The organism is Chromobacterium sphagni (assembly GCF_001855555.1).
GTDB lineage: Bacteria > Pseudomonadota > Gammaproteobacteria > Burkholderiales > Chromobacteriaceae > Chromobacterium > Chromobacterium sphagni.
Genome location: NZ_MKCT01000057.1, coordinates 1 through 14,561, shown reverse-complemented (window position 1 = coordinate 14,561; position 14,561 = coordinate 1). Strand labels below are relative to the sequence as shown.

The 14,561-nt window shown below is 62.3% G+C and carries 13 protein-coding genes and 1 pseudogene; 1 reads left to right on the top strand and 13 read right to left on the bottom strand.

Going from position 1 to position 14,561, the window contains the following annotated elements; all coding sequences use genetic code 11:
- The 6 genes and pseudogenes from BI344_RS17785 to BI344_RS17760 all read right to left on the bottom strand — a co-directional run.
- On the bottom strand, positions 1-1,719 hold a 1,719-nt coding region (locus tag BI344_RS17785), incomplete at its 3' end, for a hybrid sensor histidine kinase/response regulator (protein WP_193431007.1).
- 203 nt (positions 1,720-1,922) lie between these two features.
- On the bottom strand, positions 1,923-2,498 hold the full coding sequence (locus tag BI344_RS17780) for an HD domain-containing protein (protein ID WP_071114180.1): 576 nt from the start codon (positions 2,496-2,498) through the stop codon (positions 1,923-1,925).
- 56 nt (positions 2,499-2,554) lie between these two features.
- Positions 2,555-3,162 (bottom strand): annotated as a pseudogene (locus BI344_RS17775) (alpha/beta hydrolase).
- Positions 3,162-3,470, bottom strand: a complete 309-nt coding sequence (locus tag BI344_RS17770) for a (2Fe-2S) ferredoxin domain-containing protein (RefSeq protein ID WP_071114177.1) — start codon at positions 3,468-3,470, stop codon at positions 3,162-3,164. Before BI344_RS17770 ends, BI344_RS17775 begins: the two are co-directional and overlap by 1 nt.
- Before the next feature lie 25 nt (positions 3,471-3,495).
- The gene (gene dnaB / locus BI344_RS17765; protein ID WP_071114176.1) at positions 3,496-4,905 is read right to left on the bottom strand and encodes a replicative DNA helicase; all 1,410 of its coding nucleotides are present in this window, start codon (positions 4,903-4,905) and stop codon (positions 3,496-3,498) included.
- Between the two features lie 101 nt (positions 4,906-5,006).
- Positions 5,007-6,179, bottom strand: a complete 1,173-nt coding sequence (locus BI344_RS17760; RefSeq protein WP_083339060.1) for a BaiN/RdsA family NAD(P)/FAD-dependent oxidoreductase — start codon at positions 6,177-6,179, stop codon at positions 5,007-5,009.
- Between the two features lie 111 nt (positions 6,180-6,290).
- On the opposite strand from BI344_RS17760, the gene sodB reads away from it, so the two are divergent.
- A complete protein-coding gene (sodB, locus tag BI344_RS17755; protein ID WP_071114175.1) occupies positions 6,291-6,872 on the top strand; it encodes a superoxide dismutase [Fe] in 582 nt (193 codons plus the stop codon).
- A 64-nt stretch (positions 6,873-6,936) separates the two neighbouring features.
- Here the strand turns inward: sodB and BI344_RS17750 are convergent, their stop codons facing one another.
- Genes BI344_RS17750 through BI344_RS24965 form a run of 7 tightly spaced genes read right to left on the bottom strand, consistent with a single transcriptional unit; the run spans position 6,937 to position 14,505 of the window.
- Entirely contained in the window at positions 6,937-8,136 is a 1,200-nt protein-coding gene (locus BI344_RS17750; protein ID WP_083370286.1) for an EAL domain-containing response regulator, read from the bottom strand.
- Between the two features lie 3 nt (positions 8,137-8,139).
- A complete protein-coding gene (locus BI344_RS17745) occupies positions 8,140-9,222 on the bottom strand; it encodes a protein-glutamate methylesterase/protein-glutamine glutaminase (protein ID WP_071114174.1) in 1,083 nt (360 codons plus the stop codon).
- Entirely contained in the window at positions 9,219-10,067 is an 849-nt protein-coding gene (locus BI344_RS17740; protein WP_071114173.1) for a CheR family methyltransferase, read from the bottom strand. The genes BI344_RS17745 and BI344_RS17740 overlap by 4 nt, the downstream gene beginning before the upstream one ends.
- Positions 10,068-10,081: 14 nt before the next feature.
- A complete protein-coding gene (locus BI344_RS17735) occupies positions 10,082-10,624 on the bottom strand; it encodes a chemotaxis protein CheW (RefSeq protein ID WP_071114172.1) in 543 nt (180 codons plus the stop codon).
- 11 nt (positions 10,625-10,635) lie between these two features.
- Positions 10,636-12,300, bottom strand: coding sequence for a methyl-accepting chemotaxis protein (locus BI344_RS17730; RefSeq protein ID WP_071114171.1), 1,665 nt, complete (start codon positions 12,298-12,300; stop codon positions 10,636-10,638).
- 46 nt (positions 12,301-12,346) lie between these two features.
- The gene (locus BI344_RS17725; protein ID WP_206600426.1) at positions 12,347-13,873 is read right to left on the bottom strand and encodes a chemotaxis protein CheA; all 1,527 of its coding nucleotides are present in this window, start codon (positions 13,871-13,873) and stop codon (positions 12,347-12,349) included.
- Positions 13,789-14,505 carry an Hpt domain-containing protein gene (locus BI344_RS24965; RefSeq protein ID WP_206600425.1) on the bottom strand — a complete coding sequence of 239 codons (717 nt, stop codon included), beginning with the start codon at positions 14,503-14,505 and terminating at the stop codon, positions 13,789-13,791. The genes BI344_RS17725 and BI344_RS24965 overlap by 85 nt, the downstream gene beginning before the upstream one ends.
- Between the last annotated feature and the right edge of the window lie 56 nt (positions 14,506-14,561).

The window sequence follows — 14,561 nt, the reverse complement described above, 5'->3', positions numbered from 1 at the left end:
GCGCAATTGCTCCGACAGGATATCCCTCGCCGAGGCGTTATCGTCCACAACCAGGATGCGCATGCCCTTGGTTTCACTCGGCAGGGACTTGCGGCGGGCATCCACCGCCTGGGACAGTCCCAGCCAGGTGCTGAAGACGAAGGAACTGCCCCAGTCCGGCGCGGACTCTACCTGTATCGTGCCGCCCATCATCTCCACCAGCCGCTTGGAGATGGTCAAGCCGAGTCCGGTGCCGCCAAAACGCCGGGTGGTGGAGCCGTCAGCCTGGCGGAATGCCTGAAACAGCTTCGCCACCTGCTCTTCCGTCATCCCGATGCCAGTGTCGTGCACACAGAAGCGCAACTGGACCTTGTCGCCGATCTGGTCCGCCAGGGTGATGATGATGGCAACCTGGCCTTTCTCCGTGAACTTGATCGCGTTGTTGACCAGGTTGGTCAGAATCTGCCCCAGCCGCAACGCATCGCCGATCAGTCCCTGCGGCACATCCCTCCTCGTTTCGAATAGCAGCTCCAACCCCTTGTCGGAGGCTTTCTGCGCCACCAGCGCGGAAATGCTCTCCAGCACGTCGTCCAACCAAAATGGCTGGAATTCCAGATCCAGCTTGCCGGCCTCCACTTTGGAGAAATCCAGGATGTCGTTGATGATGCCCAGCAGCGAGGTTCCTGCGTTGTGGATCTTGCTGACATAGTCGCGCTGCTGCTCGGTCAGCCCGGTTTTCAGAGCCAGATAGGACATACCGATGATGGCGTTCATCGGCGTGCGGATTTCGTGGCTCATATTGGCCAGGAACATCGACTTGGCTTGAGTCGCTGCCTCCGCGACCTGCTTGGCGTCTTTCAATTCGGTCGCGGTATCGACCAAGCGGGCATACAGCTTGCCGTTTTCCAGCAGCAGCACCACCAGCACAAAGCTTGCCGCCAACAGGCCATACCCCCGCCCGACATAGAAACCAACGTCAAACCGTCTGGCATTGAGCAGGGTCGACAAGGCGATATCGCATAGCCAGGAAAACATCACCACAGTCAGCCAGACATCCAGCAATGTCCGGGCGCGCCTGAGGCAGATCATCGCAAAAGCCAGCAGCGTCAGCGTCCATAGGCCCGTGGCCACTCCCCACATCTTTTCCGTATAAACACGGTCCTTGATAATGACGGGAAGATGATCGTGCCCGATCGTCGCCAGCAGGGTCAAACCGAACACCACGGCCACCGTCATGCCGACGCAGGCCAGAATGGAGAGTCCAATACGGACATGGCCTTGAGTCTTGTCCTTGCGATTGGCAAGCAGGACATAGGCGATAATGAATAAAGGGAATCCGCTGTGCCAGAACATGTACAGCCAGGCTGTCGTTTGCGGCATGGCGCCCAGCAGGCCATTTTCAGAAAATAAACCTGGAAAGGTGAGCGCATGAATCATGGCCATCAGGGCGGTGTACAGGTAAGCGGTTGCCAGCACCTGCAAGGATCGCAGCCGCAAAATGGCGAATTGGCCAAACAGCAGGACGGAGGTGAGCAGATCATTGACTATCAGCGCCGACTCGTAGCTGGGGATGAAAGCCCATACTTTGGCAAGCGGTATTTTGACAAAAGGCACCGCGATGACGAACACCAGCGCGGACACCAGAATCACGGCAAGCGCAAGCCGAAGCTGGCTACGCGGTGGCGGCAAGGTGGACAGAAATTCGAATCGTTCCGAGGTGGCCGGGTTTGATCGCAGCATATGCACCGCTCTCCGCTGAACAGTACTGCGTAATCTCCTCTTCCGGAGAGCAAATCAGTTCAATTGCTTGATATATAGCATAGGAAAGTCAGTGGCACGGCGCATCTTTCATAGCATGGCGTGCTTGAAAGGATAAGTAAATATACTGATTGGTAGGATGGATGGCCGCGCATGGCCGGCCATCGCGATCCTGGCGGTTGCGCTCAGCCTAGCCAACCCTGTTCGCGGGCATGCTCCAGCCTGGTCTCCAGGTATGTCCACAGCGCCGGACAGCCTTGCCGCACCGGCGGGCCGATGCGTTTGACCACCTGTTCATGGCGGATGCCATTCTCACGCCAGCTCTGGCCATTGTTGGCCAGGTTCAACAGCACCGGCATCGCGCGGTCGGCGGCGTGGGCGAAACGCGCCTCGGCGCTCTGTCCATCCTCGAACTCGCGCCACAGCGCCAGAAAGCGCTGGCCTTGCGCCTCCGGCAGCAGGCCGAAAATGCGGGTGACGCAGGCCAGCTCCTGCGCCTTGCGCTCTTCCCAGCCGCCTTCGGCGTAGACTATGGTGTCGCCGGTCTCGATCTCGCCGATGTCGTGCACCAGCAGCATCGCCACCACCTTGTTGATATCCACCGGCTCGGCGGCGTAAGGCTGCAACGACGTCGCCAGCAAGGCGATCTGCCAACTGTGTTCGGCCGAATTTTCATAGCGGTCGCTATTCAAGACTCGGGTTTTGCGGGTAACCAGCTTCAGCCGGTCGATTTCCAATACGAAGTCAATAATTTCCTGCATGTCGTTCTCTTTTTTCAGATACAAAAAAGGCAGGCCGGAAAGGCCTGCCTGTGATGCTACCAGCACTGCTGTATCATCTGCGCCAGCTGCACCAGCTTGCCGTGGAAGAAGTGGCTGGTGCCCGGAAACACCAGCACCGGCAGGCCCTGCGGCCGCGCCCAGTCCATCACCGCGGACAAGGGGATCACCTCGTCTTCCTCGCCGTGGATCACCAGCGTGTCGGCGGGCACATCGGGAGTCGGATCGGGTATTTGCCCACCGCCACACCCATCAACAGCAGCTTGTCGGCGTCTATGCGCGCGCGGGTGCGGGCGGCGACGAAGCCGCCGAAGGAGAAGCCGGCCAGCGCCAGCTTCAGGCCGGGATGCTGCGCCCGGGCATAAGCCGCCACCGCGATCACGTCGTCCACTTCGCCATTGCCGTAGTCGTGCTCGCCTTCGCTGCCGCCGACGCCGCGCAGATTGGGGCAGTAGCAGACATAACCCAGCTGCGACAGCGCCTTGGCGGTGGTTTGCACCACCTTGTTGGTGTGGGTGCCGCCCTGCAGCGGATTGGGGTGGCAGATCACCGCCACGCCCGCCGCCTCGCCCTGCGCCGCCACCACGATGGTGTCCAGCGCGCCGGCCGGGCCGGCGATGTCCACCTTGTTCATCGCCTTCAGCATCAGATCTTCAGCCTTTCCACCACCCGGCCATTCACCATGTGCTCGTCGATGATTTCGTCTATGTCCTGCTTGTCGACGAAGGTGTACCAGGTCTCCTCCGGGTAGACCACCAGCACCGGGCCCTCGTCGCAGCGATCCAGGCAACCGGCCTTGTTGACGCGGATCTTGCCCTTGCCGGACAGGCCCTTGGCCTTGATCTGCTCCTTCATGTACGCATGCAGCTCGCTGGCGCCCAGATTGTTGCAACAGCCTTCGCCGTTGGCGCGCTGGTTGCAGCAGACGAATACGTGCTTGTCGAAATAGCTCATCGGAATCTCTTGCTCTGAATGATGATCAGGAATCGTTGTCGGCCCAGCCGCTGACGCCTATGGTGGCGGCGTTGTCGAACTTGGCGTACTTGCCGACGAAGGCCAGCCGCACCGCGCCGGTGGGACCGTTACGGTGCTTGCCGATGATGGCCTCGGCCAGGCCCTTCACTTCCTGGTTGTCCGGGCTGTAGTACTCTTCGCGGTACATGAACACGATCAAGTCGGCATCCTGCTCGATGGCGCCGGATTCCCTCAGGTCGGACATCATCGGCCGCTTGTTGGGACGCTGCTCCACTGCCCGCGACAGCTGCGACAGCGCGATCACCGGCACCTGCAGCTCCTTGGCCAGCCCCTTCAGGCCACGCGATATCTCGCCCAGTTCGGCGGTACGGTTGTCGCCGCGGCCGGAGCCCGACATCAGCTGCAGGTAGTCGATCACGATCAGGCCCAGCTTGCCGCCGTGCTGGCGCGCCAGGCGCCGCGAGCGGGCCCGCACTTCCAGTGCGGTCAGCGCCGCGGTTTCGTCGATGTACATCGGCGCTTCGGACAGCTTGCCGATGGCATAGGTCAGCTTCTGCCAGTCGTCGTCGCCCAGCTTGCCGGTACGCAAGGTGTGCTGATCCAGCCGGCCCACCGAGCCCAACATACGCATCACCAGCTGCGCGCCGCCCATTTCCATCGAGAACACCGCCACCGGCAGGCGGGTTTCCACCGCCACGTGCTCGGCGATGTTCATCGAGAAGGCGGTCTTGCCCATCGACGGGCGGCCGGCGACGATGATCAGGTCGCCGGGTTGCAGGCCGGAGGTTTTGGCGTCAAGATCGATAAAGCCGGTAGGCACCCCGGTGACTTCGTCCGGGTTGTCGCGGCTGTACAGCATGTCGATGCGCTCCACCACTTCCTTCAAGAGACCCGGCATTTCCAGGAAGCCCTGCTTGGATTTGGCGGTGGATTCGGCGATCTGGAACACCTTGCCCTCGGCTTCGTCCAGCAGCTGGGAAGCGTCGCGGCCCATCGGCGCGTAGGCGGCCTCGGCGATCTCGGTGCCGACCTGGGCCAACTGGCGCATCACCGAGCGCTCGCGCACGATTTCGGCGTAGCGGCGGATGTTGGCGGCGGACGGCGTGTTCTGCGCCAGCGTGGCGAGGTAGGACAGGCCGCCGACGTTGCCCAGCTCGGCGTTCTTGTCCAGCGTTTCCGACACCGTCACCACGTCGGCCGGACGCGCCAGTTCCACGAGCTTGGCGATGTGCTTGTAGATCAGCCGGTGGTCGTGACGGTAGAAGTCGGATTCCGACACCACGTCGGCGATCTTGTCCCAGGCGCTGTTGTCCAGCAACAGGCCGCCCAGCACCGACTGCTCGGCTTCTATCGAATGCGGCGGCGTGCGGATGGCCGCCATTTCGCCATCAAAATTCTCGTACTGTTGTGTCATGTATACCTGGGATGCTTGGCGCCGGATGGCGCAAAAGGCAAAACGTAATTCTAACCCGAAACGTGCCCCGGCTCACGCGCTTTGGCCCGAGCCGGCATCTGTTAGCAGTTCAATCCCGCCACATAGCCGGACGACCACGCCCACTGGAAATTGTAGCCGCCCAACCAACCGGTGACGTCCACCACTTCGCCGATGAAGAACAGGCCGGGCACATCGCTCGCCATCATGGTTTTCGACGACAGGGCCTTGGTAGAGACGCCACCCAGCGTCACCTCGGCCTTTTTGTAGCCCTGGGTGCCGTTGGGCTTGACGCGCCAGTGGTGCAACTGCTCGGCCAGTTGGGCGCGCTGCTTGGGATTGAGGTCCTTCAGGCGCTTGTTGAAGCCCACCCGGTCCAGCCAGGCGTCGGCGAAGCGCTTGGGCCAGTGGAATTCGGCCAGCGCGTTGGAGATCAGCTGTTCGCTGGCGCCCTTTTTCTCCAGCCAGCTTTCGGCGTCCACATCCGGCAACAGATTGAGCGTCAACTCCATGCCCGGCTGCCAATAAGACGACACCTGAAGAATCACCGGGCCGGACACGCCCTTGTGGGTGAACAGCACGTTCTCGCGGAACTTGCCCTTGCCGGCGCGCGCCTCCACCTCCAGCGACACCCCCGCCAGCGGCGAGAAGGCATCGGCATCCTCGACGTGGAAGGTCAGCGGCACCAGCGCCGGAGTCAAATTGGTGACTGGCAAACCGAACTGTTCGGCAAGCTGGTAACCGAAAGGCGTGGCGCCGATCTGCGGAATGGACAAGCCGCCGGACGCCACCACCAGCGATTCAGACTTGACCTCGCCCATGGAGGTCTGCAGCGTAAAGCCGGCGTCGGCGCGCGACACCTGCTGGATGGCGGTTTCCATCCGCCGCTCTACGCCGGCCAGACGGCATTCTTCGTCCAGCATGGCGATGATCCGCTCGCTGCCGTCGTCGCAAAACAGCTGGCCCAGCTTTTTCTCGTGGTAGGCGATGCCGTGGCGCTCGACCATGGCGATGAAGTCCTGCGGCGTGTATTGCGCCAGCGCCGAACGGCAGAAATTGGGGTTGGCGGACAGGTAACAATCGAACCTGGCGTTGATGTTGGTGAAGTTGCACCGCCCGCCGCCGGAGATGCGGATTTTCTCCGCCAGCTTGGCGGCATGATCCAGCAACAATACGCTGCGGCCGCGCTGGCCGGCGGTGGCCGCGCACATCAAACCGGCCGCGCCGGCGCCAATGACAATCACATCAAATTGCAAATCTTTATCCTTACCATTTCAGTCAACTATTGGCCTGTCAACGCATATTCCAGTAAACTAGACGCTAAAGCATCCGCTTATGCGGCTTACTTTCTCAACAAGGAGAGCATGATGGAACACAAACTGCCTGAACTGCCGTACGCACTCGACGCCCTGGCGCCGCACATTTCCAAGGAAACCCTGGAATTCCACTACGGCAAGCATCACCAGACCTACATCACCAATCTGAACAACCTGATCAAGGGCACCGAGTTCGAGAACGCCTCCTTGGAAGAGATTGTCCGCAAATCCTCCGGCGGCATCTTCAACAACGCCGCCCAGGTCTGGAACCACACCTTCTACTGGTTCGGCCTGGCCCCGAACGCAGGCGGCGAGCCGACCGGCGCGCTGGCCGATGCCATCAAGGCCAAGTGGGGTTCGTTCGACGAGTTCAAAAAAGCCTTCACCCAGACCGCCGTCGGCACCTTCGGCTCCGGCTGGGCTTGGCTGGTGAAAAACAGCGACGGTTCGCTTGACCTGGTATCCACCAGCAACGCCGCCACCCCGCTGACCACCGACAAGAAGCCGCTGTTGACCTGTGACGTGTGGGAACACGCGTATTATATCGACTACCGCAACAGCCGCCCTAACTATATGGAAAGCTTCTGGAAGCTGGTCAACTGGGACTTCGCGTCCAAGAACTTCGCCGCCTGATTCCGAAGGCAGCATAAGCAAAGGGGCCATAGGCCCCTTTTTTTTCATGGGCAGGCCGCCATGTTCAGCGTTCGGCCATCCATTGCAGAAAAGCTTCGGCCGATAGCGGCCGGCTATGGTAGTAGCCTTGTGCCACATCGCAACCCAATGCGAACAGCTGCTTCCAGTCCTCCTCGTTCTCCACTCCCTCCGCCACCGACAGCAAGTGCAAGCGCTGGCACATGGCGATGGCCGCAGTGAGAATGGCCAGCTTTTTGGGGCTGCTGGAGGCGTCGTGGACGAATTCGCGGTCTATTTTCAGTTCGGTGAACGGACTGCGCGACAGCTGTTTCATCGAAGAATAACCAGTGCCGTAGTCATCCATCGCCAGGCCGAAACCGTTGAGGCGCAAACGCGCCAAGGTACCCAGCGAGGCCGCCAGATTGGACATCAGAGAGGTTTCCGTCACCTCCACCACGATGCAGTGGCATGACAGCCCGCAGGACTGCACGATGGACGTCATTTCGTCCACCAGATTGGGGTCGTTGAGCAAGGGCACCGGCAGATTGATCGAGGCGTGCAGGTCCGGCTGCAACGCCAAGAAGCGGTTCAGTTCGGAGCAGATCTGCCGCAAAAACTGGTAGAAAAAGCGCAAGGCCAGTTCTCCCTGCTCCAGGTGGTGGACAAACATCGGCGGCTGCAGCACGCCGAACTGCGGATGCTCCCAGCGCACCAGCGCCTCCATGCCCCGCAGGCTGCCGTCGCCTATCGACACTTTGGGCTGAAAGTAAGGCACCAATTGCCCCAGGCCCAGTGCCAGCGCCACCTCTTCCCGGCTGAGGTTCAGATTGCTGATGACGGCGCCGGCCATATGCCAGTCCGGGTCGCAGTCGTCCAGCACCCGCTTTACATCGGCGAGGGTCAGCGGCTTGGGAAACACCGCCAGCAGCTCCAGCTCGGACGCGTCCACCACGCCCTGCACCGTGTCCAGCACATCGCGCGGCACGCCGCTCATTACCGCCACGAACCGCACCTTGCCCTTGAACGAAGCCGCGATGCTTTCCAGCAGCTTGACGCCGTCCATCCCCGGCATGTTCAGATCGGTCACCACCAGATCCACCAGGTCCAGCGCGTTCAATTGCGCGATGGCGTCCAGGCCGTTCTCCGCCTGATGCACCATGGAGAAGCCAAGCTCCTGCAGCAGCCCGACCGCCAGCATACGGTGGCTGGCGGAATCCTCCACCACCATTGCCGAGCGGCCCAACCATTTTTCCAGATACACCATGACTCAGCCTCGGATTCCAGCCAGCGTGTGAGTGATCCTCTCCAGCGACATGACCTCGTCTACGCCGCCGTGGCCGATCGCCTCGTTGGGCATGCCGAACACCACGCAGGACTCCTCATCCTGGGCCAGCGTGCGCGCGCCCGCGTCGTGCATTTCGCGCATGCCGCGCGCGCCGTCGTCGCCCATGCCGGTCATGATCACGCCTATCGCGTTGTTGCCGGCGTTGACCGCCACCGAACGGAACAATACGTCCACCGACGGCCGGTGGCGCGATACCAGCGGCCCGTCTTTGACTTCCGCCACGTATTGCGCGCCGCTGCGCTTGACCAGCAGATGTTTGCCGCCAGGGGCGATCAGCGCCACCCCGGAAATCAGCCGGTCGCCGTTTTTCGCCTCCCGAACCTCCACTTTGCACAAGCGGTTCAGCCGTTCGGCGAAGGAGGCGGTGAATTTCTCAGGCATGTGCTGCACCACCGCCACGCCCGGACAGGTGGCCGGCAGCCGCGGCAGCAGGTACTCCAGCGCCTGGGTGCCGCCGGTGGAGGTGCCGATGGCGATGATCTTTTCCGTGGTGCGGTATTTCTCCAGCCCGGACGGCGCCTCCAGCACCACATCGGCGGTCAGTTTGGGCGCCGGCTGATGCTCGCCCCCCCTGGCGCTGGTGGCGATGCGCTTGAACGCTCCCATTCTGGCGCCGGCGGCGTCGCGCACCTCCTGGATCAGCTCCTTGGCCGCCTCCTGCAGAAAGGATTTGAGATTGACCGTGGGTTTGGTGATGATGGCCACCGCGCCGGCCGACATCGCGTCCAGCGTGATGCGCGCGCCCTTCTCCGTCAGCGACGAGCAGATGATGACCGGCGTAGGCCGCTCCTCCATGATCTTGCGCAGGAAGGTCAGGCCGTCCATTCGCGGCATCTCTATATCCAGGATGACCACATCCGGCCAGCGCAGCTTCATCCGGGTCATCGCGAAAATCGGGTCGGGCGCGGCGCCGATCACCTCGAGGTCAGGCGCGGTGGACAACATCTGGCTCAGGATTTCGCGCACCACTGCGGAGTCATCCACAATCAGGACGGAGATGCTCATTTCACCCCTCCTCTTATATGCGAGGCATCCAGCCGGTAACGCGACGGCTCTTCCTGCGTCAGCGGCAACGCCAGCTTGTGCAGCGATTCGGAGTGGCCGATCAGCAGATGGCCGCCGCCCTTCATCCGGGTGCACAGGTTGGACAACACCTCAAGCTTGGTCGCTTCATTGAAGTAAATCAGAACATTACGCAAAAAGACAATGTCGAATTCGCCCTGATGGAATTTATTGCAATGCAAAAGGTTAAGATTGGAGAAATCCACCCTGCGCGCCAACTCCGGCATCACCCTGACCATGCCCTCGTACTCGTCGCGCCCGCGCAGGAAATACTTTTGCCAGAAATGCGGCGGCGTGCGGCGCGCCCGGTCCACCGAGTAAACCGCCCGCTTGGCGATGGCCAGCACCTTGGTGTTGATATCGGTGGCATATATCCGCCAATTGCCGTTCATGCCCAGCGTTTCCGCCAGCACCATGGCGATGGTGTAAGGCTCCTCGCCGGTAGAACAGGCCGCGGACCACACCCGCACCGTTCCCGGGCGGATGTCCCGCAGGTGCTGGACTTCCTGCTCCAGCCAGTGGAAATGCTGCGGCTCGCGGAAGAAATAGGTTTCATTGGTGGACAACAGGTTGATCGCCCGCTGGCGCTCGGCATGGGCGGTCGGCTTGCGCAGCATCTGCCAGTAGGCCGAATAGCTGTCCAATCCCAGATGACGGATGCGCTTGGACAGGCGCGACTGCACCAGCGAGCGCTTGCCCGCCGGCAGATCGATGCCCGCTTCGCGGAAGATGAACTGGCGGAAGATGGCGAACTCTTCATCGCTGAGCACCGGGTCATGATTCAGCACGCGCGCCCCCGATCCTAGGCCACCTCGGCGTCGTCATTGAAATGCTGCTGCGTGACCGATTCCGCCATCGCGCTCAACTCCGTCACCGACAGGGCCTGTTGCACATTGAGCAGGATGGCGAAACGCTCGTTGATGGTGGCGATGCCCTGGATGAAGTCGCCGCGGATGCTGACGCCAAAAGTCGGCGATGGATCGATATCGCCCTCCGGAATCTCCAGCACCTCGCACACCGCGTCCAGCAGGATGCCCACCTCGCTGTAGCCGTTGTCCAGACCCGGCAGCGACAGGATGGCCACGCAAGTGGACGGCTTCAGTTCGGTCAGGCCGCGACCGAAGCGGATCGACAGGTCTATCACCGGCACCACCGAACCGCGCAGATTGATGATGCCCCGCACGAAGCTGGGCATCATCGGCACATGGGTGATGCCGTCCAGCTCGATGATCTCGCGGATGAAGTTGATCTGGATGCCGAACAGATCCTCTCCCAGGATGAAAGTTACGCAATGGAACTTGCCGCCGCCATGCGCGGCGCCGCCCGGGGCTGCACGCTCGTTCATGATGGTTATCCTCAGTATTTGGAAAACTTGTCGTCGTCCACGCCCTCGTCGAAATCGTCGTCGTCCGGATGCATGACATGGGACGGCGGCGCGGCAGCCTTGCGGGCGCCGCCGGCACCATGGCCGCTCATGTGCAGCGACACCCCCTTGCGCGCATTGCGGCTGCTGCGCAGCTTGAACTGCTGCATCAGGTCCTGCAGCTGCATCGCCGCCGAGCTCAGCTCTTCCGAGGTGGAGCTCAACTCCTCGGCCGACGAGGCGGAAGACTGCATGCCGGTGCTGATCTGCGAGACAGCGGTGTTGATCTGATCGATGCCGGTGCGCTGCTCGCGCGATGCCGCGGAAATTTCCTGCACCAGCGTCGCGGTCTGGTCGATTCCCGGCAGCATTTCCTGCAGCAGCACGCCGGCGCGTTCGGCCACGCTGACCGAGCGCCCGGCCAGATCGCCGATCTCCTTGGCCGCCACCTGAGAGCGTTCGGCCAACTTGCGCACCTCCACCGCCACGGTGGCGAAGCCCTTGCCATGTTCGCCGGCGCGGGCGGCCTCGATGGCTGCGTTGATCGCCAACAGATCGGTCTTGTTGGCGATGTCGTTGATCACGGTGATGCGCGAGGCGATCTCCTTCATCGCATGCACCATGTCGCCCACCGCCTTGCCGCTTTGGGTGGCGCTGTCGGCCGACTTGGAGGCGATGCCCTCGGTGACGCGGGCGTTGTCGGCGTTCTGGGTGACCGTCGAGGCCATTTCCTCCACCGAAGCGCTGGTCTCCTCCACGCTGGAGGCCAGCTCGGAAGCGGTCTGCGCCAGCGAGCTGGCGGTGGAGGACACTTCTTCCGACGCCGCGCCTATCGACTCGGACATCGAGCTGACCTCGGCCAGCGTGTCCGACAGCCGGTGCGCCATGCCCTTGATCGAGTACAACAGGCTGCTGGTATCGCCGCCGCTCAGCTTGATCGGCACCGCCAGGTCGCCGTCGGCGACCCTGGCCACCACCTGCATCGCGTAGGACGGATCGCCGCCCAGCTGGCGCAGGATGCTGCGGATGATGGCCAGCGCCAGCAGCACCGTCACCACCAGCGCCACGATGCCTATCGTCACCATCAGATTGCGGGCACTGGCGGCGCTGTCCAGCGCCTCCTTGCTCGATTGCTGCATCTGCGCCGCCTGCATCTTGCTCATTTCATCCAGCGCGCCGATGAAGGCATTGTTGGCTGGGGCAAACTCCTTGAGCAGGAAGATAGTGGCCTGCGCGTGGTCCTTGCTCATCAGCGCATACAGCTCGGTGTACTTGCCGCTCAGCACCTCGCGGGCGGCCACAATCTTGTCGAATACTTCCCGGCCCTTGGGGCTTTCTATCAATTTGTCCATCCGCGCCAGCTGCTCCTTGTTCTCCTCGCGCAGCTGCTCCACCTTCTGCCTGGCCTTCTCCACATCCGCCGGATTGGTTTCCAGCAGCATATTGCGCACCAGCCGGCCATTGTTGAGCGCGTTGGCCATGATGTCGTTGGACAGCGCCACCTTGACGTAGCGGTTCGCGACAATGTCATTGGTGTTGTCGCTCATCGAGCTCATGCTGCGTATCCCCACCAGCAGAATGGACGCCATCAGCAGCAGGATGATCCCATAGCCTATCGCCAGCTTGACGTGCACTTTCATATTGTGAAACCAGTTCATCTCTGTCTCCTGAAACCATTGAAACAATCGCAAGCTACTGTAGGAACTACGGTTTTTCGGCTACCAGCGCCTCGGTATGTTGGCGGATCTGGCGCCGTTCGCGGCGGCAGGCGTGGTGGATCAGTTGCGGAATGTCAAGCACCAGCGCCGGCTTGCCGTTGCCGAGGATGGTGGAGCCGCTGATGCCGCGCAGCGACTTGAATATCTCGCCGAGCGGCTTGATCACCGCCTGCACCTCGCCCATCAGCCGGTCCACCACGATGCCGGCGCGGTGCTCGCCGTAATGGACGATCACGATATATTCCGGCTGGTCGGACGGCGGCAGGCCGAACAGCTCGCGCAAGGAAACAAAAGGCAGCCAGTCGCCGCGCAGGTTCACTTGGCGCGCACGCTGGTTCATCGCGCCTTCCGGCATGTCCACGCATTCGATCATCATGTCCAGCGGCATCACCAGCGCCGATTCATTCACCTCGACGCGGAAACCGTCGATGATGGCCAACGTCAATGGCAGCCGCAGCCGAAAGGTCGAGCCGATGCCGGGCTGCGACTGGATTTCGATCTCGCCGCGCAGCGCCTCGATATTGCGCTTGACCACGTCCATGCCGACACCGCGGCCGGACAGATCGCTGACCGCATCCGCGGTGGAGAAGCCGGGCAAAAAGATCAGCTGCAGCGTTTCCTGGTCGCTCAGCACCCGCCCATCGCTCACCAGGCCGCGCTCCATTGCCTTGGCCAGCACTTTCTCGCGGTTGATGCCGCCACCGTCGTCCTTCACCTCCACTACCACCGAGCCGGCGTCGTGATAGGCGTTGAGTGTGATGGTGCCCTCCTCCGGCTTGCCGACAGCCCGGCGCTTGTCGGCGGATTCCAGTCCGTGGTCCACCGCGTTGCGCACGATGTGCATCAGCGGGTCGGTGAGCTTCTCAACCATGGACTTGTCGATTTCGGTGTCGCCGCCCTTGATTTCCAGGTGGATGGCCTTGTCCAGCTGTTTGGATACCTCGCGCACCATGCGCGGAAAGCGGCTGAAGATTTCATCCACCGGCACCATGCGCAGCGTCAGCGCGTCGTCGCGTATGCTCTCCACCAGCGTGTTGATCACCGCCACCGACTCCAGCAGCTCGGCGTCGCCACGCGCCTGCGCGATCAACTTGGTGCCGGACGAGGCGATCACCAGCTCGCCCACCCGGTTGATCAGCCGGTCCAGCTTGCTGGCCTCGATGCGGATGTACTGGCCATCGCCGCGACCGGCTTTGGCCGGCACGCCGCCTGCCGCCGACGCTTGCGGCGTCACCGGCGCGGCGGCCGCTTCCAGATCGGCCTCATCCGCAGCAGCGTCGACATCGCCATTCTCAATCCGCGCGGCTTCATCCAGCGTCAGCGCTCCACGACGCAGCCAGCGCGCCAACTGCTCCTCCAGCGGCTCGCCCAGCCGCGCCGCCAGAGCGGCGAAGTCCGCCAGCGGCGCATGCGGCGGCAGGATGCCTATCAGGCTGTCCTCGGCGATGAATTCGAAGGTTCCCTCGATGCGTTCCAGGCTTTCGTCGGACTCCAGGCTGAGGTCCAGCCCCATGAAGCATTCGGTGAGGTCCAATAGCGGCAACGGCGGCCAATTGCGCCAGACCGCCTCCACCTGCCGCAGCGTGCCCAGGCCGCCAGATAACGCAGGAAAGACAGCGGATCGAAACCATGACGGAAAGTATCGGGATGGAAGCGTAAAGACAGCTGCCAATGCGGCGTCTGCGCCGCTATCCGCGCGCTACCGGCCTCTCTCACGGCCGTTGGAGCGGCAAGCGGCTGCGGCGCTACAATCGCGTCGGATTGGTACTGGCGCAGGCTGTGCAGCAGCGGCTCGCCTTCGGGAAGGTCTTCCAGCGCCATGTCATCGCTGGCGCCGGCGCTGTCCAACAGGCGGCGCAGATGGTCGTTGCAGGACAGCAGCAGGCTGATCAGATCCTCGCTGAGCGCGACCTGGCCGGAGCGCAGCCGCTCCAGCACGTTCTCCACCACGTGGGCAAAGCGCACCAGCGCGTCCAGACCGAAAATGCCGGCCGAGCCCTTGATGGTGTGCGCGGTGCGGAACAACAGGTTGTAGGTTTCCACATTGGGCGGGAACGACACCGGGTCCAGCAGCGCCGTCTCCAGCGCGTCGCACAGCTCGCGCGACTCCTCGAAGAAAACCGCCTTGGCCTTGCTAAGATCCATGATGCTCCTCTCCCGCCGCCTCTTGCGCAGGGGTCAAGCCCAACCATCGGCCTACC

Excerpts from the sequence above, each read along its gene's own strand:
- BI344_RS17730 (WP_071114171.1), bottom strand. The coding sequence starts at position 12,300 with ATGAACTGGTTTCACAATATGAAAGTGCACGTCAAGCTGGCGATAGGC.
- BI344_RS17750 (WP_083370286.1), bottom strand. The coding sequence starts at position 8,136 with ATGGTGTATCTGGAAAAATGGTTGGGCCGCTCGGCAATGGTGGTGGAG.
- sodB (WP_071114175.1), top strand. The coding sequence starts at position 6,291 with ATGGAACACAAACTGCCTGAACTGCCGTACGCACTCGACGCCCTGGCG.
- BI344_RS17770 (WP_071114177.1), bottom strand. The coding sequence starts at position 3,470 with ATGAGCTATTTCGACAAGCACGTATTCGTCTGCTGCAACCAGCGCGCC.
- dnaB (WP_071114176.1), bottom strand. The coding sequence starts at position 4,905 with ATGACACAACAGTACGAGAATTTTGATGGCGAAATGGCGGCCATCCGC.
- BI344_RS17745 (WP_071114174.1), bottom strand. The coding sequence starts at position 9,222 with ATGAGCATCTCCGTCCTGATTGTGGATGACTCCGCAGTGGTGCGCGAA.
- BI344_RS24965 (WP_206600425.1), bottom strand. The coding sequence starts at position 14,505 with ATGGATCTTAGCAAGGCCAAGGCGGTTTTCTTCGAGGAGTCGCGCGAG.
- BI344_RS17725 (WP_206600426.1), bottom strand. The coding sequence starts at position 13,873 with ATGGGGCTGGACCTCAGCCTGGAGTCCGACGAAAGCCTGGAACGCATC.
- BI344_RS17780 (WP_071114180.1), bottom strand. The coding sequence starts at position 2,498 with ATGCAGGAAATTATTGACTTCGTATTGGAAATCGACCGGCTGAAGCTG.
- BI344_RS17735 (WP_071114172.1), bottom strand. The coding sequence starts at position 10,624 with ATGAACGAGCGTGCAGCCCCGGGCGGCGCCGCGCATGGCGGCGGCAAG.